We start from the raw sequence: 19222 nt of genomic DNA on the forward strand, positions 1-19222 counted from the left end.
GCGGGCGAGCGGGCCAGAGCGGCAGATGGGCTTACTCAACATTTCAAACGGGAACGGCGGCGGATCCACGGGCAGATTTGCCCGTGGGGTGCTTCTCTACACGATCGGCGTGATCGTGTTTGGGGCGTTTGTCCGGGCCACGAACTCCGGGGACGGCTGCGGCGCACACTGGCCGCTCTGCAACGGCGAGGTCATTCCCGTCAACGCGCCCACCGCCCGGCTCATCGAATTCACGCACCGCGTGACCAGCGGCATAAGCGGAATCCTCATCTTCGCGCTGCTGGCGACGGTTTTTCGCCGCTTTACGGCGGGATCGCCTGCCAGAAAAGCGGCGGTTGCCGCGATGTTCTTCACGATCGTCGAAGCACTTCTCGGCGCCGTGCTGGTCAAGCAGCAATGGGTTGCGCAGGACGCCTCCGTGGGCCGCGCGGTCGCAATGTCGGTCCATTTGGTCAACACCTTCTTCCTGCTCGGTTCGCTAGTCGCGACGGCTTTCTATGCTTCGGGTGGCGCCAAGACCCGCTGGAGGGAGCAAGGGGCCTTCGGGTGGGCGCTGGCGGCAGGGTTGGTCGGACTCACGATTTTGGGCATCAGTGGAGCCGTGACCGCGCTCGGCGACACGCTCTACCCCGCTAAGAGCCTCGCTGAGGGCATTCAACAGGACCTCAACCCCACTGCGCACTTCCTAATCCGGCTCCGAATGCTCCACCCGCTCTTGGCGGCCTCGGTGGGGCTCTACATGCTGCTCCTTTCTGGCCTCGCAACAAAGCTGAGAGCCTCCGAGCAGGTCAAGAAGATCGCCAATTGGCTGACCGCCATCGTGCTGGTGCAGATCGGCGTTGGCATCCTCAACATCATCTTGATGGCGCCGGTCTGGATGCAGCTCGTGCATTTGGCGCTGGCCGACATTAACTGGGGCCTGCTCGTCCTGCTGACCCTGAGCGCGACGGCCGAAGGGGTCAGCCGCTACGAGGCAGAGGCGTTTGGCGAGGCGGCGCCCGAGAGTCCTTCTGCTTTGGCGCCCACCCGCAAAGAGCTGGCCAAGGCCTATGTGGCCCTCACCAAGCCCCGCGTCATCAGCCTTCTCCTCTTCACCACCTTGGCCGCGATGTTCATCGCGGGCGGCGGCTGGCCAGGTTTCTGGCTCTTCCTCAGCGTGGCCGTCGGCGGCTACTTGGCGGCAGGTTCGGCGAACGCGATCAACATGGTGATCGATCGGGACATCGACGGCTTCATGAAGCGAACCGCGAGCCGCCCGACGGTGACCCAGGTGATTCCCTCCAACAAGGCGCTTGGCTTTGGGCTCATCACCGGCGCGGCGTCGTTTGCGATTCTCTGGGCCGGAGCGAACCTGCTCACGGCGGTGCTCGCGATGGCGGGACTCGCCTTCTACGTGCTGGTCTATACCCTGGCGCTGAAGCGGCGCACCTGGCAGAACATCGTGATCGGTGGCGCCGCCGGTGCGTTCCCTCCCCTGGTGGGCTGGGCGGCGGTGGCGGGAGACCTGAACCTCTTCGCCTGGCTCCTCTTTGCGCTGATCTTTGTGTGGACCCCCGTCCATTTTTGGGCCCTGGCGCTCCTAATGAAGGACGACTACGCCGCTGCCGGAGTGCCGATGCTCCCGGTGGTTAGGGGCGACCGGGTGACCGTCATCCAGATCTTCTTCTATGCCGTGCTGACCGCGGCGGTCAGCCTTCTTCCCTACCTTCAAGCCCACGTGGGCATGTTCTATCTCGTGACGGCCGTCGTGCTGAACCTGCTCCTCATGGCGGCTTGCCATCGGCTGTACAAAAAACCCGAAAGAAAGGAAGCGCTCGTGGTGTTCAAGTACTCGATGGTCTACCTTGCACTTCTGTTCCTCGTGTTGGCCATCGACCGGGCGGTGCTGCTGTGATGCGGCGCTCGCCACTTGCCAATCTTGACTTTTTTGTGTCACAGTTGTCGGTCGAAAGACCGGGAATCGGCGCGTGGGAGCGTGCCGATTCTCTGCGTTTTCAAACCCCGGAGTTCCCGATAGCGAAGGAGCGCTTCTAATGGCCCAGTTATTTCCGTCTTACTCCAACACGCTCGCCAAGTTGAGCCTCATCCTTGGCGCGGGCACGCCCTTTGCGCTTTTCTACCTGGGCAGCACCTTCACCCGGGGGCCGGCAAACACCAACGTGGAGGTGCCCCTCGATCAGCCGGTGCCCTTCAGCCACAAGCACCACGCGTTCGAGCTCGGAATCGACTGCCGTTACTGCCACTGGAACGTGGAGAAGGGCCCTGTCGCCGGCGTCCCGGGCTCCGAGGTCTGCATGTCCTGCCACTCCCAGGTGTGGACGAACTCCCCGCTGCTGCAGCCGGTGCGCGACAGCTACGACAACAACACCCCGCTGGTCTGGAACAAGATCAACAAGGTTCCGGAGTTCGTGTACTTCGATCACAGCATCCACGTCTCGCGAGGCCTCAACTGCAACCAGTGCCATGGCCGCGTGGGCCAGATGCAGATGACCTACAAGGGCAAGTACTTCTCGATGGACTGGTGCCTGACCTGCCACCGGAACCCGGAGGCGTTCATCGGCGCGAACGCGCAGGACCCGAAGCTCAGCCCCCAAGACGGCGCGTTTGAGCTCTACAAGAAGGCCTCGCGAGGCGAGAAGCTGACCCCAACGGAGTATGAGCTGTGGGTGGATTCGGCCCACACGGCCACCCCGGAGGAGATCGAGAAAGGGAAGGCCCTGGTCAAGAAATACGGCGTGAAGAAGGAGCAGCTTTCGGATTGCTGGATCTGCCACCGCTAACGGATAGGAAAGCAAGGATGGAGATGGAGAAGAACAGCATTAGCGTAGCGGAGGTCCGGGAAAAGCTCTCCAAGGGCGGACCCAAATGGTGGCGAAGCCTGAGCCAGGTGATGGACACCCCTTCGTTCAAGAAGTGGGTCGAGGACGAGTTCCCTGAGCGGGCCACGATGCTCCAGGTGGACCGGCGGAACTTCCTCAAGCTGACCGGCGCCGCCGTGATGATGGCCTCTCTGACCGGCTGTCGAAGGCTGGACAAGGACAAGATCGTCCCGTTTGTCAAGATGCCTGAGGATTCGGTCCCCGGCAAGCCGGAGTACTACGCGAGCACGTTCGTGCACGGTGGCTATGGGATCGGCGTCTTGGTCGAGAGCCGCCAGGGCCGCCCGACCAAGGTCGAGGGTAACCCGCTTCATCCTTCGAGCCTCGGCAAGTCGAGCGCGATCACGCAGGCGTCCATCTACGGGCTCTACGATCCCTTCCGGTCGCAGCAGACGATGAGGGGCAGGGAGTCCACCTCTCTCGCCGAGTTCCTAAAAGCGGGCAAGGCCGCGCTTGCGGGGAAGGCGGGCAATGGCCAGGGGGTCGTGCTGGTGACGGAAGCGATCACCTCGCCGAGCCTTGCAGGGCAGATCAAGGCGTTTCTCAAGAAGTACCCCGGCGCGAAGTGGTGCGTCTACGAGCCCGCGGGCCGCGACAATGAATTTGCTGGGACGGAGCTTGCGTTTGGCAGGCGGGTCAACCCGGTGTACAACTTCGAGCGGGCCGACGTGATCGTGTCGCTCGACGCTGATTTCCTGCTTTCAGGTTCAGGGGTGGCGCGCTATTCCCAGGATTTCGCGAGCCGCCGAACCGTTGCGGGCGGAGACGCCTCGCGCATGAGCCGGCTCTACATGATCGAAAGCTCGCCCAGTTCGACCGGCGCTACCGCCGACCACGCGCTCAGGGTCAAGGCCTCGCAGGTCCAGGCCGCGGCCGGACGTCTCGCATCCCAAGTTGGCGTAGCCAATTCGGTGGCGAACGACCCCCGGCTGAACGCGGCTTGGCTCGATGCCGTCGCGAAAGACCTTCAATCGGCTTCTGGGCGCTGCGTCGTCCTTGCAGGCGAGCATCAGCCCCCTTCGGTACACGCCCTGGCCCATGCGATGAACGCCAAGCTTGGCGCCGTCGGCCAGACTGTGACCTACACGGAAGTTCCCGAGGTCGGACCCGACACGGCCTTTACGCTGAAAGACGCCGTTGCCGATCTAAATGCCGACAAGGTCGACGTTTTGCTCGTTCTCGGAGGAAACCCGGTCTACCTCGCTCCAGGCGATGTGAACGCAAAGGGAGCTTTCGCCAAGGCCAAGTTCTCGGCAAGGCTCGGCCTCTATCAGGATGAAACCAGCGCCGTCTGCCAGTGGCACGTGCCCGAGTCGCACTACCTCGAAGCTTGGGGAGACGCCCGGGGGCACGATGGCACGATCTCGGTGGCTCAGCCGCTCATCGCGCCGATCTACCCGTCGCTGGCGGCCATCGAGTTCCTTGAGACGCTTTCGGGGGGCCCGCGCAAGTCACGAGCGATCGTCGAAGACACGCATCGTCCCGCCGGAGCGGTTGACACCGATCTGAACCCCAACGCGGGCGCGGCATTCCAAAAGGACTGGAACCAGATCGTTCATGACGGCATGATCCGGGGCTCGGCGTTTCCTGCGGTCAGCGTGACGGCCACGGCCGACCTCAGCGGGATGCCGGCCGCCAGGCCGATCGAGGGTCCCGAAGTGCTCTTCCTGCCGGACGCAACGATCCACGATGGCCGGTACGGGACATGCGCCTGGCTGCAAGAACTGCCCCGCCCGATGACCTCGGTCACCTGGGACAACCTGGTGCTCGTCTCGCCGAAGACCGCCGAGAAGCTTGGAGTGGAGAACCAGGACCTGGTTTCGCTCGAGGTGAACGGCAAGAAGGTCGAGGGCCCGATCTTTCTCGCTTACGGCCAGGCGGAAGACCAAATCGTGGTCCACATGGGCTACGGGCGGGTCTCCGGCGCGCCGCTCTCGTTCTTCGACGGCAACGAGGTGCGCGGGTTCGATGTAAACCCACTTCGAACCTGGCAGTCGCCGAACATGGCTGCGGGCGGCACGATCACGAAGGTGGGTGGCCGGCAGCCGGTCGCCAACACGCAAGAGCACCACGTAATGGCCACCACCGAGGGCGTCATGCCGCTCGACATCGTGCGCTCGGGGACGATCGGCGAAATGGCCGCCAACCCCAACTTCTCACCGCATCCCGCCGAGGAAAAGGAGGAGCTCCATTCGCTCTACAACGACGAGGAGTTCAAGTACGACGGCTATCGCTGGGCGATGACCATCGACCTTAGCCTCTGCACCGGCTGCAACGCCTGCACCCAGGCCTGTCAGGTGGAGAACAACATCCCGAGCGTTGGCAAGAGCCAGGTGATCAAGGGCCGCGAGATGCACTGGATCCGGGTGGACCGCTACTACAAGGGGGGATTCGACAGCCCGACGGAGGTCCTGCATCAGCCGGTGACGTGTCAGCACTGCGAAAACGCGCCGTGCGAGCCTGTTTGCCCTGTGGCGGCGACCACGCACAGCAAGGAAGGCCTGAACCAGATGGTCTACAACCGCTGCGTGGGCACCCGGTACTGCTCGAACAACTGCCCTTACAAGGTCCGTCGGTTCAACTTCCTGAACTACGCCGACAAGACCGACTACCCGACGCTGACCCTGCTCAACAACCCCGACGTGTCCGTTAGGGGCCGCGGAGTTATGGAGAAGTGCACGTTCTGCGTGCAGCGAATCAGCGCGGCGCGAATCGAGTCCAAGAAGTCGAACACGGCGATCAAAGACGGCGACATTGTGACGGCTTGCCAACAGGCCTGCCCGAGCAAGGCGATCGTCTTTGGCGACCTGAGCGACGAGAAGAGCGCGGTCAACAAGTGGCAGCGCGACCCGAGGGCGTATACGCTCCTCCGGGAAGTCAACACAAGGCCACGACTCAAGTATCTGGCAAAGGTAAGAAACGTGAACAAGGAAATCGAAGCGATCGAGGGGACCCATGGCGCTTAAGGAAGAACCGAAGGCTCCCATGCTTGACACGTCCCACGAGCTTCTGGCTCCGGGCGAGAGTTACCGATCTCTCGAAGAGACGATCGGGAATGTGGTTCTCCAATCGGCGAGCCATAAGAAGAGTTGGTATGTGATCGCCTTCTTGGGATTTGTCGGGGTCAACATCCTCGGCCTGACCGTGGCCTATCTGCTCTACATGGGCATCGGAATTTGGGGAAACAACCAGCCGGTGGGATGGGCGTTCGACATCATCAACTTCGTCTGGTGGATTGGTATCGGCCACGCCGGAACTCTGATCTCGGCGATCCTGCTCTTGCTTCGGCAGCCTTGGCGCAACGCGATCAACCGCTTCGCGGAGGCGATGACCATCTTCGCCGTCATGTGCGCGGGCATGTTCCCGCTTCTGCACATGGGCCGGCCGTGGATAGGCATGTACTCGCTGTTCCCATATCCAAACTGGATGGCGCTTTGGCCGCAGTTCCGCAGCCCGCTGATGTGGGACGTGTTCGCGGTCTCGACCTACTTCACCGTTTCCGCGCTGTTCTGGTACGTCGGCCTCATTCCTGACTTCGCGACGCTGCGCGACAAAGCCAGCAAGGGCTACGTCGCCAAGATCTTCGGCATTCTGGCGATGGGCTGGCGCGGCGCGGCACGGCACTGGCAGCGCTATGAGACTGCCTACTTGATCCTTGCGGGCCTATCCACCCCGCTCGTGCTTTCGGTCCACTCGATCGTGTCCTTCGACTTTGCGTCGGGCATCGTGCCCGGGTGGAACGTGACCCTGTTCCCGCCGTACTTCGTCGCGGGCGCCATTTTCGCGGGCTTCGCGATGGTCATGCTGCTCGCGATCCCGGTCCGACGGATGTACGGCCTCGAGGGCATGATCACCCAGCGCCATATCGACTGGATGTCGAAGATCATGCTGGCGACCGGCATGATTGTGTGTTACGGCTACTTCTGCGAGGTGTTCTACGCGTATTACAGCGGCGCGCCCTACGAACTCCAGCTGATGGAGAGCCGCCTTTTTGGCCAATACCGCTGGCTGTACTACTTCCTCTGGATCTGCAACTTCGTCGCGATTCAGCCGCTCTGGTCGCCGAAGATCCGTGCAAACAACACGGCGGTGTGGTGGATCTGCGTGGCGGTCAGCATCGGCATGTGGCTGGAGCGGTTCGTGATCATTCCGATGAGCCTGCACCGCGACTATCTGCCCAGCTCGTCGCACACGTACCAGCCAACGGTTTGGGACTTCTCGATGTTCTTTGGAACGATCGGCTTCTTCATCTTCATGATGTGGCTGTTCATCCGGTTCGTTCCCGCCATCAACATCTTTGAAATGAAGGACCTTCTCTACAAGATGCGCCTGATGCTGCGGCATGAGGACAAACATGCCAACCAGCCGGCTGGAGGCGGCGCCCACGGAGAGTAAGGGAAATACACCACCATGTCGCACGAAGAACCCAAAAGCCCACAGGTGTACGGAGTCGTCGCAGAGTTCGATGATCCGGACGCCATTCTTTCCGCCGCCAAGCGCACGCGGGAAGAAGGCTACGAGAAGTTCGAGGCTTACACGCCGTTCCCGGTTCATGGCCTCGCAGACGCCGTGGATAAGGAAGACCACCGGCTCAAGTGGATGATCTTCTTCGGAGGTGTTGCGGGCGCCTGCACGGGATTCGGGTTCCAGACCTGGGTCTCGATGGTGGCGTATCCCCACAATGTGGGCGGCAAGCCGCTGTTCTCCTGGCCCGCGTTTATCCCGGTCACGTTTGAGTGCATGGTGCTCTTCGCGGCGGGTACGGCAGTTCTGGCGATGCTCGGCTTGAACGGGCTGCCGAGGCCGCACCACCCGATCTTCGAGGCCAAGAACTTCAAGCGGTGCTCGCAAGACCGGTTCTTCCTTTGCGTGGAAGCCGAGGACCCCAAATTCAACTCGGCCGAGGTCTCCAAGTTCCTGAAGGGGCTGGGTGCGCTCGAGGTGTCGGAGGTGGTGAGTTGAAATCTCTGATAAGGCGTATAAGTCCATTAAGTCTTATAGGACTTATCTTTCTGGCGGGCTGCCATACCGACATGTGGCGTCAGCCAAAGGCCCTGCCGCAGCAGCCGTTCGACACCAACGTATTTGCCGATGGCCGTGCCGACAGGCCCAAGGTCGAAGGAACCGTCGCCTGGGGCAAGAACCGCGACGGCGACCCCCGCTACACCGCCTACAAGGACGGCAAGCTGGTCACGACGCTTCCCTCTGAGCTTGTGATCAATGGCGAGACCCTCAGCACCGCCGATCCTGCGGGTTTGCGCAAGGTGCTCGGACGCGGCAAGGAGCGGTTTGAGATCTTCTGCACGCCCTGCCATGGTGCGCTCGGCGACGGCAAAGGGATGATCACGCAGCGCGGCCTCGCGGTGCGGCGAACCCCGGCTTCGTATCACACCGACCGGCTGCGCAAGATTCCGATCGGCCACTTCTTCGACGTGATCACCAACGGCGCAGGCGTGATGTTCCCCTATGGAGCGCGCATCGACGCTGACGACCGGTGGGCCATCGCCGCCTACATCCGAGCCCTGCAGAAGAGCCAGAACGCCAAGGCTTCGGACCTGACCCCCGAGCAGATCCAAGCCATCGAATCGGCCAAGACCGACAAAGTCGGGGAGAACCACGAATGAGCATCGAATCCGCTGCCCCGACAGGCCTCCGCAAGTACGCCATGGCGGCGTTCCTCGCCGCCGTGCTTCTTGTGATCGGGGCCGTCGCCATGATGTCGTCCGACAAGACGGCCATCCAGTCCTACCTCATGGGCTGGCTTTTCTGGATGCTCCTGGCGCTCGGATGCCTGGGACTTACCCTTTTGCATCACACGATCCGGCCGACCTGGAGCCTTAGCACCATGCGGCTCTATGAAGCCGGTGGAAGCTGGGTGTCGTTCGTCTTGCTCTTCCTCGCCGGTTTGCCCATCTTCACCAACCTCTCGGCGCTCTACAAGTGGACCAACCACGAGGTGATGCACGAGTCCAAGATGCTGCAGTACAAGACGTGGTACCTGAACGAGTCCTCGTTCACGATCCGGCAGGTGGTCTATCTACTGCTCTGGGCAGGCATCGCATTCTGGATGAGGAGATCCTCGCTCGAACAGGACAAGACGCTGAACGATCGTGCCGCCGCGTTTCGCTCGTCGGCCTCGGCGGTGATACTGCCGGTTTACGTGATCAGCCTCACGATGGCGGTCACGGACTGGATCATGTCGCTCGACCTGAAGTGGTTCTCATCCATCTTCGGCGCGTGGCTAATGGTGGGCGCGGTTCTGACCACGATCGCCCTGACCAACCTCATTGTGCTGCGCAACTCGGGCAGCGAGCCGTACAAAGCGATCATCAACAGGGGGCTGACCAAGGACCTTGGCAACATGATGTTCGTGTTCACGCTGCTCTGGGCCTACACGTCGGTCTCGCAGTTCATCATTATCTGGCAGGGCAACCTCAGCGAGTTCATCAGCTTCTTCGTCATCCGCTCCCAAGGCGGGTGGGACAAGCTCGCGCTGGTTCTCATCGTCGGCCAATTCCTGATCCCATTCATCCTGCTGATGTCGCCGAAGCTCAAGGCCACCCCCAGGCTGCTGATGGGGATGTGCGTGTGGGTGCTGGCGATGCGGCTGATCGACTTCTTCTGGATCGTGGCGCCGTTCATGCGCACGGGCAACGTCGAGGTGCACCTGCTGCCCGACCTGCTCTGCTTTGCCGCCATGGGCGCCGTTTGGGCGTTCGCCTTTTTGAGCCAACTGGGCCAGGGCGCGCTGATTCCGATCCACGACAAGCGGCTTCAGGAGGCGTACCACCATGCATAGTGCCGACCAAAATGCGATCAACGAAGCCACGCGCCCCGAGGACCGCTACGACACGCGGGACATGAAGATGTCCCACATCCTCAAGCCCGTGGGGATATTCTTCGTGTTCACCGTTATCTGCATCGTGGCGATAATCGCGCTCTACAATTACGGGATTCCGTTTTCCTTCCCGGGCGGCATAACCCGAGCCCGAACAGAGGCGCCGATCCTGCCGGGTGGCGTCAACCCGCTGGTGCAGACCAACCATACGGCGACCAAGGACATTGTCGACCTTAAGGGCCGGGAGCACCAGGAACTCAACAGTGCCGGGGTCGTGGACCCCCGAAAGGGAACGTATCGCATCCCCATCGAGGAAGCCATGGATCAGGTGGCAAACGAGGGTATCAAGCCCGCAACGACGGAGGCGCCCCATGCGAACTAATGTCCCCCTTCGCCCTTCGCCCTTCGGTCTTCGCATTTCGCGACTTCCTTATTGCGCAGCGCGCATCGCCCATCGCTTCTTGATGGCATCCGTGCTGGCAATCAGCGCTTTCGCAACGGCGCAGGATACGGTCAAGACCCCGTTCGACGACAAGATCGGCATCACCCAGAAGCTGGGGTCGAGCTTGCCGCTGGGTCTCAAGTTCAAGGACGAAACCGGCGCGACGGTCAGGCTTGGCGATTACTTCAAGGATCGGCCGGTGGTGATCGTCCCGGTGTTCTACGAGTGCAAGAGCGCTTGTCTGATGACCCGCGACGGCGTGGTCCAAGTGCTCGGACAGCAGAAGAAGGAGCGCATTGGACGCGATTTCGACGTGCTGGTGTTCAGCTTCAAGTCGGACGAGACCACCAAGATGGCCGCCGACGCCAAGAAGTACTGGATGGAGCACACCCGCTATGGGGAGAACGCCGAAGGCTGGCACTTCTTGACGGGCGACGAGGCTTCGATTCAGTCGCTGACCTCGGCGATCGGCTTCCGGTTCCACAAGGTGCCCGAGATGGACACTATCGTCCACCCGACATGCATCGTGTTCGCCACGCCCGACGGCAGGGTTTCCTACTATCAGGAGGGAGCGAATTACGCCGCGCTGGAGTTCCAGACGGCGGTCGAAGAAGCCAAGCGGAACCAGGTGGGCACCAAGAGCCCGACAATTCGCTTCCCAGCCTGTTATGCCTATGACCCCACGACCGGCAAATACCGCGTGGCGGTCGAGAACATCTTGCTGTGGTCCGGTTTGGCGACGGTCGCCATCGTCGCCGGCTCGATCATCCACATGTCGCTGAAATATAGGCGCACCCCGCTGAAACCCGGCGACGCGCCAGACCAGGGAGGAACGGACGCCAATCCGTCCGAGGGCCACTGATGCCAGGATCGCTTCTCGCTCAATTCAATATGCCTCTGATGCCGGAACAGGCGTCCGAGTTCGCCAAGCCGTATGACAGCATTTTCTTTGCCACGACGGCCCTGACGGTGTTCTTCATCGTGGTCGTGGTGATCATGATCACGGTGTTCGTGATCCGCTACCGGCATGGCGTCAAGGCGGACCGTTCGAACGCGCCGACTTCGCACATGCTCCTCGAGATCACCTGGACCGCGGTGCCGTTCATCTTGGCGATGGGCATGTTCTTCTGGTCGTCGTACTTGTTCGTCCAGCAGCGCATCCCGCCGAAGGACGCCCAAGAGATCTACGTGATCGGCAAGCAGTGGATGTGGCACATCCAGCACCCAAACGGCATCCGGGAGAACAACGAACTGCACGTTCCGGTGGGTAAGGACATCAAGCTCGTCATGATTGCCCAAGATGTCATTCACAGCTTCTACATTCCGGCGTTCCGGATGAAGCAAGACGTGGTGCCAGGCCGCTATACGATGCAATGGTTCAAGGCGACGAAGCCAGGCAAGTATCCGATCTTCTGTGCGGAGTATTGCGGGACGCAGCACTCGGAAATGGGCGGCTACGTGTACGTGATGTCGCAGGCCGACTTTGACAAGTGGCAGGCCAACGGCGGCGAGAAGGTCAAGGAGACGGATTTGACTCCTGTGGCCCAAGGCAAAGCGCTGTTCGAACGCTACCGTTGCGCCACCTGCCACGTCGATGCCGACACCGAACGCGGCCCGACGCTTTTTGGCCTGGTTGGCAAAACACGCGACTTTACGGACGGCTCGAAGAAGGTCGCAGACCGCGAGTACGTGCGAGAGTCGATTGTCAGCCCGGAAAAACACCTCGTGAAGGGCTACGACAACACGATGGCGACCTACAAGGACGACATCACCGAGGATCAGCTTCTGTATCTCTATGAGTACATCCGCACCTTGGGCGGACCCTCCAGGAAGCCGGCATCAGCGCCTGCAGCCACGAACCAGACAGGAACCACACGATGAGAGCGAGTACCGTCAAGAACCCTGCAGCCGAAGCGCCCAAGCCGGAATCGAACTACCTGAACAACGGGCACACGATCGCTTCGTGGCTCCTAACCAAGGACCACAAGCGAATCGCGATCCTGTATCTGATCTCGGTCACGATCTTCTTCGCCGTCGGCAGCTTCCTCGCGGGCCTGATCCGTGCCGAACTGATCCTGCCGCGCGGCGTGATGCTGGAGAACGAGACCTACAACAAGATATTCACGCTGCACGGCGTGGTGATGATCTTCTTCTTCCTCATCCCGTCGATCCCGGCGACCTTGGGCAACTTTCTGATTCCGATGATGATCGGGGCAAAGGACCTTGCCTTTCCACGCCTGAACCTGCTGTCTTGGTACCTCTACATCATCGCCGGCCTTATCGCCATCGTCGCGATTGCGATGGGCGGCGTGGACACGGGCTGGACCTTCTATGCCCCCTATGCGAGCATGTATTCGAACTCCCAGGTGTCGCTGACCATCGGCGCGGCGTTCCTGGCGGGCTTCAGTTCGATCTTTACCGGCATCAACTTCATCGTCACCATCCACAAGATGCGCGCGCCGGGCATGACCTGGTTCCGGCTCCCGCTCTATGTGTGGGGCCACTATTCGACCAGCATCATCATCATCCTTGGGACCCCGGTCGTCGCGATCACCCTGCTGATGCTCCTGGCAGAAAGGACGCTGCATCTTGGGTTCTTTAGCCCTGAGCTCGGCGGCGACCCGGTGCTCTTCCAGCACCTGTTCTGGTTCTATTCGCACCCCGCGGTCTACATCATGATTCTGCCCGGCATGGGCGTCATCAGCGAGATCATCACATGCTTTAGCCGTCGGCGGATCTTTGGCTATGAGTTCGTGGCGTTCTCGTCGCTGGCGATTGCGGGCCTCGGCTTCTTGGTTTGGGGCCACCACCTTTATGTCAGCGGCCAGTCGATGTATCAGGGCATGGTGTTCTCGATCATCACCTTCCTGGTGGCGATCCCCTCCGCCGTCAAGGTGTTCAACTGGTCCACCACGATCTTCAAGGGCTCGGTCCGACTTCAGACGCCGATGGCCTACGCGCTCGGCTTCATGGGGCTGTTCCTGGTGGGCGGTCTCACGGGGCTCTACCTGTCTTCGATGGCGACCGACATCCACCTCACCGACACCTACTTCGTGGTCGCGCACTTCCACTTCGTGATGGTCGGCGGAGCGGTGATGGCGATGCTCGGCGGCGTGCACTTCTGGTGGCCGAAGATGACCGGCAAGATGTACAACGAGCACCTTGGCAAGCTCTCGGCGGCGATCACGTTCGTCGGGTTCAACCTGACGTTCCTGCCGCAGTTCGCTATGGGCTACCTGGGCATGCCGAGGCGCTACCACTACTACTACCTGTGGCCGGACTTCCAGATCTATCACATCCTCTCGACTGCCGGCGCATTTGTGCTGGCGATCGGATATGCCATGCCGGCTTTCTATTTGCTCTGGTCGCTGAAGCACGGCAAGGACGCCGGTCCGAACCCCTGGGGCGCGAAAGGCCTTGAGTGGACCACACCGTCGCCCCCGCCGACTGAGAACTTTACGACGATCCCGATCGTGACCGAAGAGGCCTACAACTACGACCCTGAACTCGCCGAGCGGGAAGAGACCCTGGCAGACATGCTTGAGCACGACTACTCGCCGGAAGGAGCCGGAAACTAATGTCGACGACCATGGCAAATTCGGACCACGGGCATGCCGATGGCGTGTTCCACCAGTACGAGAACATCGACCAGCAGAACGAGAGCTACATCGTTGGGATGTGGACGTTCCTCGTCACCGAGGTCATGTTCTTCGGGCCGCTGTTCTTCACGTACATCCTGTACCGCTGGCAGTACCAGGAGTACTTCTGGCGTACGCACCAACTGCTCGACATCAAGCTGGGCGGCATCAACACGATGATCCTCCTTGCGAGTTCGTTCTCCATGGCGATGGGCGTGCACTACGCACAGAAGAAAGACACCAAGAGACAGCTCGGCATGATGGGATTCACCGTTCTGTGCGGTGCGGCTTTTCTTGCCATAAAGCTGGCGCTTGAATGGGCGCCGAAGTTTCAGCACCACATGATCCCGGGCCCGCAGTTCACCTGGCCGCCGCACGATGGATACGACCAGAGCATCTTGGCGCTGCTGCACGACGTGCCTCGCGGCGCGGCGGAGATGTACTTCAGCATCTATTTCGGCATCACGGGCCTGCACGGCATCCACGTCGTCGTGGGCATGCTCTGCATCGCCATCATCATGTTCATGAAGGTGCGCAAGTTCCCGCAGGTCGAGAGCTACATCCCGACTGAAATGGTGGGACTCTATTGGCACTTCGTCGACTTGGTCTGGATATTCCTGTACCCACTGTTCTATCTGATGCCGCGCTAGTTTTTGGATGACGAATGAGGAATGAGGAATGAACGATCGAAGGGAGAAGGACGAAGAGCGAAGCAATGCGCTATCGTCAGTCGCCCTTCGCTCCTCGCCCTTCGCACCGTTCCCAATGCCTAACGCCTCAATGCCCTAACCCCTGAACCACCATGAGCCACGACACCCACGCCGCCACTTGCCCTCCGGGCCAAGAGTCCACCCACCACGTCACCTCGCCGGCGACGTTCGTGAAGGTGTTCGCATTGCTATTCGTGCTGATGTGCCTGACGATCGGCGCGGCGATCTATGCCCACGAAGCTCACATCGACGCACCATGGTTCACCTGGGCGATGAACATCGTCGCCATGGCGATCGCTTGCATAAAGGCCACCTATGTCGTGCTGTACTTCATGGGTGTGAAGTACGCCACGCAGCTTTCGAAGGTCTTTGCGCTGGGGGGGTTCGTGTGGGTGACGTTGCTGCTCATCATGTTCTGCGACTACGGCACAAGGCACGACGAAACGTCTCCGGGCTGGACCACCGAGAACAAGAGCTATCAGTCCAACGTGAACCTGCCGGAGCTCGGGAAAGAGGCGCCTCGGCAGTACTGGGGCGCGCGATAGGCCAGAGGTAGGACTTATACGACCTATAGGACCTATAAGTCGTATAGGTCCTATAGGTCCTTTAGGCCGTGTGGGTCCTATAGGCCCTACAGAAGCACCCCGGCCCCACTCCCCACGAACCCTGGGAACACCTTCTCCGCCTGTCCGAAGCCCATGCGTTTGGAAAGCACCTCGCTCAGCACGCTTCGGTAGTCCGTGGTAACCCTCAGGTCTCCCGGCTGCTCCAGGTCGGCTTCGCCTAGCCCAGGCCAGACGCCGTGGACCTTGCCGCCATTCACCCCGCCCCCGATTAGGAGCATCACGCTTCCGCGTCCGTGATCCGTGCCGAGCGTACTGTTCTCATAGGCGCGCCGGCCAAATTCGGTCATCGCGACCACCGTCACGCGGCTCATTTCGGAGCCCAGGTCCGCTGCGAAGGCCGCCAAGGACTGCCCAAGCTCGGAAAGCAGTCCAGTCAGTAGACCCGACGAGCGGCCCTGGCCGAAGTGGGTGTCCCAACCTCCCTTGTCCAGGCAAGCCACCTCCAGCCCCAACCGACCCTTGATCAGGAACGCCACCTGCTTCAGAGCGGTCCCAAGGTCTCCCTCGGGATACTGGGCGCCTCCCGACGGCACATATCGGGTGGGGTCGAGCTTTTCGAGCGCCCCCAGCACCTGCAGCGTCTCGTGCCCAGACTGAGAGATCAGATCGCGATCCCCGGAGTAGAGCTGTGCAAGGCTCTGCCGAAATGCCGCGGCCTCGCCATCCTTGGGCACCTCGAGACGAAAGGCATCGAGGGATTCCAGAGCCAAGGCGTGCGTGGCGCCCCTTAGAGAATCCGGCATGACGCTCGTGAGCGCGACGGCCCTGAGGGGAGAGGGGCTCTTAGCGGGAGATGCCTCCAGATACCGGGCAAGCCAACCTCCCGGCGCAATGCCTTTTGCGGTGGCGACGCCCCGCTCCATGGCGTTCATCGCCTCGAAGTGAGATCGCGTCCGGTCGTCGGACCCGATCGCGTGAACGACGCCCAGCCGCCCCTCACGGAAAAGCGGCAGGAGCGGTCCCAGCGCGGGGTGGAATCCGAAAAACCCGTCCAGGTCCAGTGTCCGATCGATCTGGGCCGCAGCGCGGTCCTTCGGGGTCGAGAGTCCCAGCGTGGGCCGCTGTCGGTGATAGCCGTCATCCCCGTACGGAACCACGGCGCTCAGCCCGTCCATGCCGCCGCGCAGGAAGATCACGACCAGCACGTTGCCGCCCCGGTCTCCAGATGGGCTCATGGCGACCTGGGCAAGGACAGAGCCGCGAGCGGCCCATCCGAGCGCCCCGATGCCGGCGACGGAGATCAACGAGCGCCTGGAAAGCCCCACAAAGCCGTTGGTTGAACGGCGCGACTCATGGCTCGGCGAGCATCCGCCTGCGACTTGGGCCTCCACCCACCCGTGTCCCGCGCCTCGAGGCGAGCCGCTCTGTCCGGTCCCGTCGCAACTGCACCAATCCTCTTTCCAGTTCATAGCATCATCTCCATTGGAACTGCGGGCTGGCAAGGCACCGAGCGACGGTCGCCTGCAGAGAGCCATCGACGCAGGTCGCCGGAACGTCCCCACCCAAGATCGTCGCGGCGAGTCCGGCGGGTCCGCCAGCCTTGCCTCCAACTTCATTGATGCGCGGGCTGGTCCCAGCAATCAGGCCGTGCGCAAGCGCCCAGGAGAAGTTCCAGCGCCCCAGCAGCGACCCGGTCCAGGCGGCGGCCTTGTCAGGGTAGCCGTCGGGCATCGGCCACATGTAAAGGGGCTGGCCCATCTTGTCCAGATGGTCCTGGATCGGCTTCGCCCCGTCCGTGTCGGCGTAGACCGAGCGCAGGGCCGAAGCGACGAAGTCGAACGGTCGTTTGAGGATCGGTGCGCCATGGACCAGCTCGTCCGACAGCAGGATCGGCTTCAGCATCGCCCTAATGTCGCCGGCCCCATCGTCGGTGATCGACTCCCGATAGATGGCCGCGGTCCTCTCGATCCAGGCTTCCGCAGGATCGGCGAGGAAGTGCCGGCAGATCTTCTTTGCGATGAACCGGCTTGTCGAGGGGTGCCTCGACAGGATGGCGAGCACGATGTCGACGTCCTTCTGGCCGGCTCCCGGCGGGATGCGGTGGCCGAGCACCGTTTTGGCGCCGTCGTCGTGCTGGCTGGGGTCGAAGCGCCACGTCCAGAACGGCCTAAGGAACCGGTCTTCGACGGTCCATCCCGTGAGGCACCGAGCCACTTCTTTGATGTCCTTGTAGGTGTAGCCGCCGTCCACGCCGAGGGTGTGGAGCTCCATCAGCTCGCGGGCATAGTTCTCGTTGGGCACGCCTTTGTGGTTCTGCTCGGCGTCCAAGTAGATCAGCATCGAAGGGCTCTTGGCTGAGGCCTTGAGGAGATCGGAAAAACGGCCGAGCGCATGGGAGCGAACGACCTTGAGGTCATCCGTCGGCTTGCGATAGGCGCCTTCCGCCTTCTTGGCATAGATGCTGAAGTGGTTGCTCCAGAGGTCCACCATACGCTCGAAGAGCTGGTTCGGTGAATACACCGCGCGGAGCATCGCCGCCTGCTGAAGCTGCCCTAGCACATAAGGCTCGGGAAGGTCCTGGAGGGTCGCCGCGTCGAGCTGGAGCGCGTCCATCCGGTGGAGCATCGTGAGCAGATAGGGCGATTCTGGCTGGCTCGCCGCAAGCTGCTCTTGCACATAGGCTGCCCGTCCCATACGCCTTATCCGCTCGGGCTCTCCGGGAACGGGGCCATAGCCCAGACGGTTTGCAAGGCGGTACTCGGGGTCCGACGGGCTCTTGGGCGGCTCGATCCGCTCCGGAAGGCCCTTGCGTCCGACCCGGCTCAGCGGGATCGCGCAACCCGCGGCGGCCGCTGCGGCGCCTGCAGCAAGGCTGGCCCTCACCACTTCTCGGCGAGAGACTTCCATGTCAGGCCGCCCCAAAGTCGAACGCCGGAGCCGCCTGCTTCTTGGCAAGCAGCGCCTGCAGGCCGAGGCCCGTGCCGTAAGCCAGCAGCAGCGGCGCGAACACGAACCAGCCGATGAAGGGCAGCAAACCCGCGACGACCAGCAGACCGGTGCTGCGCGACATCGCCTTGTAGCGGGTCAACTCGGGATCGGTGGGGCGGATCCGCTGGCCGACAAGGCAGGCAATTCCGGTGAATCCCAGCAGGGCCACGCAGAGGAGCGCTAATAGAAGAACCGTGCCCAAAAGCTTGGCGCCGGGAAGCGGCTGGCCCAGGAACGCGAGCGAGAGAAAGGCTCCTGCAGCGAAGACCAAGAGGCCGAGGCCAAAGGTCTTCCATGGGCGCTTGTCGGCCGCCAGTTCCGCCGCCGAGACCTTGCCAGGGAACAGAAAGCTCATGCCCATGACCAACGCCCAGGTCGAGAGGCAAACGCCAAAGAGGTAAGCGATCACGAGGAATACGTCGCCGATCACAACCATCACATCACCTTCCTTGGGCCCCGGATCGGGGCTCCATGACTCAGGTTACAGGAGGTTGTTCGAGAGGGTTGCAGAAGGTCCTAGGCGCACGCCCGACGCGAAGCCGGAACCCATGAAGCGCGAATCCCCGGCGAATGGCTCTTCACCGGGGACCCATCGCGAGTCGGGGTTGGATTCTGTCAGTTGCGCTCGAAGACGACGAGGTCGCCCTCGGCAACCGCGCCGCCGAACTCAAACACGAAGTTGCCGCGTGCGGCTTCGAACCGAAGGCCAAGCCGATCCGGGGTGTCCGTGGGATGGTCCGGAGAGGTGTTATCGGCCACGTGGACCCGAACGGTGCCCTCGCGAACGACGCGGTTTCGCCCGATGACGGTGACCATCTTGGCTTTGCCGCCAAAGCCCGCTCTATTGCCGTCACGATTGAACCCGAGCGCCTTGGGCATGGCGATCTCGACGCGCCTTTCGTTGCCCCCAAGCTTGAAGTGGAACTCGCCGGCCACTCGCCCGTTATCCACAACCTTGCGCACTTCGAATCCGAACTGGCCACGCTGGCCCTGGTCGTTCTGGACCGCGCCGCGGCCCCTTGCTCCTTCGATGCCGGCCACGGCGAGCGCCAAGGCTCCCAGGGCGACACCAAAGCCAATCAACACATTCTTAAGCTTCATTAGTGGTCTCCTTAAGGCTGGGCAGGGGTCGCAAGGAGCCTAGCCCAACGCCTGCACGGA

The 19222-nt window shown here is 61.9% G+C and carries 17 protein-coding genes; 13 read left to right on the top strand and 4 right to left on the bottom strand.

The window, feature by feature from the left end; all coding sequences use genetic code 11:
• Positions 1–25: 25 nt before the first annotated feature.
• The 13 genes from HZC36_11110 (at position 26) to HZC36_11170 (ending at position 15052) form a co-directional block, all read left to right on the top strand.
• On the top strand, positions 26–1894 hold the full coding sequence (locus HZC36_11110; protein ID MBI5707522.1) for a protoheme IX farnesyltransferase: 1869 nt from the start codon (positions 26–28) through the stop codon (positions 1892–1894).
• A 139-nt stretch (positions 1895–2033) separates the two neighbouring features.
• Positions 2034–2780, top strand: a complete 747-nt coding sequence (locus HZC36_11115; GenBank protein MBI5707523.1) for a cytochrome C — start codon at positions 2034–2036, stop codon at positions 2778–2780.
• 17 nt (positions 2781–2797) lie between these two features.
• Positions 2798–5845, top strand: a complete 3048-nt coding sequence (locus HZC36_11120; protein MBI5707524.1) for a TAT-variant-translocated molybdopterin oxidoreductase — start codon at positions 2798–2800, stop codon at positions 5843–5845.
• Positions 5835–7274, top strand: coding sequence for a polysulfide reductase NrfD (gene nrfD, locus HZC36_11125; protein MBI5707525.1), 1440 nt, complete (start codon positions 5835–5837; stop codon positions 7272–7274). Before HZC36_11120 ends, nrfD begins: the two co-directional genes overlap by 11 nt.
• A gap of 15 nt (positions 7275–7289) precedes the next feature.
• Positions 7290–7841 (top strand): DUF3341 domain-containing protein, encoded by a 552-nt coding sequence (locus tag HZC36_11130; protein ID MBI5707526.1) that lies wholly within the window; start codon positions 7290–7292, stop codon positions 7839–7841.
• Positions 7842–7912: 71 nt separating this feature from the next.
• Positions 7913–8503, top strand: a complete 591-nt coding sequence (locus HZC36_11135; protein ID MBI5707527.1) for a cytochrome c — start codon at positions 7913–7915, stop codon at positions 8501–8503.
• Positions 8500–9678 (top strand): hypothetical protein, encoded by a 1179-nt coding sequence (locus HZC36_11140; protein MBI5707528.1) that lies wholly within the window; start codon positions 8500–8502, stop codon positions 9676–9678. The genes HZC36_11135 and HZC36_11140 overlap by 4 nt, the downstream gene beginning before the upstream one ends.
• Positions 9671–10099 carry a hypothetical protein gene (locus HZC36_11145; protein MBI5707529.1) on the top strand — a complete coding sequence of 143 codons (429 nt, stop codon included), beginning with the start codon at positions 9671–9673 and terminating at the stop codon, positions 10097–10099. Before HZC36_11140 ends, HZC36_11145 begins: the two co-directional genes overlap by 8 nt.
• A complete protein-coding gene (locus HZC36_11150) occupies positions 10089–11021 on the top strand; it encodes an SCO family protein (protein ID MBI5707530.1) in 933 nt (310 codons plus the stop codon). The genes HZC36_11145 and HZC36_11150 overlap by 11 nt, the downstream gene beginning before the upstream one ends.
• Positions 11021–12040: a cytochrome c oxidase subunit II gene (coxB, locus tag HZC36_11155; protein MBI5707531.1), complete on the top strand. Its 1020-nt coding sequence runs from the start codon at positions 11021–11023 to the stop codon at positions 12038–12040. The genes HZC36_11150 and coxB overlap by 1 nt, the downstream gene beginning before the upstream one ends.
• On the top strand, positions 12037–13737 hold the full coding sequence (locus HZC36_11160; protein MBI5707532.1) for a cbb3-type cytochrome c oxidase subunit I: 1701 nt from the start codon (positions 12037–12039) through the stop codon (positions 13735–13737). The genes coxB and HZC36_11160 overlap by 4 nt, the downstream gene beginning before the upstream one ends.
• Positions 13737–14447, top strand: a complete 711-nt coding sequence (locus tag HZC36_11165) for a cytochrome c oxidase subunit 3 (protein MBI5707533.1) — start codon at positions 13737–13739, stop codon at positions 14445–14447. Before HZC36_11160 ends, HZC36_11165 begins: the two co-directional genes overlap by 1 nt.
• Before the next feature lie 152 nt (positions 14448–14599).
• The gene (locus HZC36_11170; protein ID MBI5707534.1) at positions 14600–15052 is read left to right on the top strand and encodes a cytochrome C oxidase subunit IV family protein; all 453 of its coding nucleotides are present in this window, start codon (positions 14600–14602) and stop codon (positions 15050–15052) included.
• 86 nt (positions 15053–15138) lie between these two features.
• Here HZC36_11170 and HZC36_11175 read toward each other — a convergent pair whose 3' ends face one another.
• The 4 genes from HZC36_11175 to HZC36_11190 all read right to left on the bottom strand — a co-directional run bounded on the left by HZC36_11175 (position 15139) and on the right by HZC36_11190 (position 19162).
• Positions 15139–16542, bottom strand: a complete 1404-nt coding sequence (locus tag HZC36_11175) for a DUF1501 domain-containing protein (protein MBI5707535.1) — start codon at positions 16540–16542, stop codon at positions 15139–15141.
• A 4-nt stretch (positions 16543–16546) separates the two neighbouring features.
• Positions 16547–17980: a DUF1800 domain-containing protein gene (locus tag HZC36_11180; protein ID MBI5707536.1), complete on the bottom strand. Its 1434-nt coding sequence runs from the start codon at positions 17978–17980 to the stop codon at positions 16547–16549.
• Between the two features lies 1 nt (position 17981).
• Positions 17982–18500, bottom strand: a complete 519-nt coding sequence (locus HZC36_11185) for a hypothetical protein (protein MBI5707537.1) — start codon at positions 18498–18500, stop codon at positions 17982–17984.
• Between the two features lie 176 nt (positions 18501–18676).
• The gene (locus HZC36_11190; protein ID MBI5707538.1) at positions 18677–19162 is read right to left on the bottom strand and encodes a hypothetical protein; all 486 of its coding nucleotides are present in this window, start codon (positions 19160–19162) and stop codon (positions 18677–18679) included.
• Positions 19163–19222 lie beyond the last annotated feature (60 nt).

This window comes from Armatimonadota bacterium, from assembly GCA_016223145.1.
GTDB lineage: Bacteria > Armatimonadota > Fimbriimonadia > Fimbriimonadales > Fimbriimonadaceae > Nitrosymbiomonas.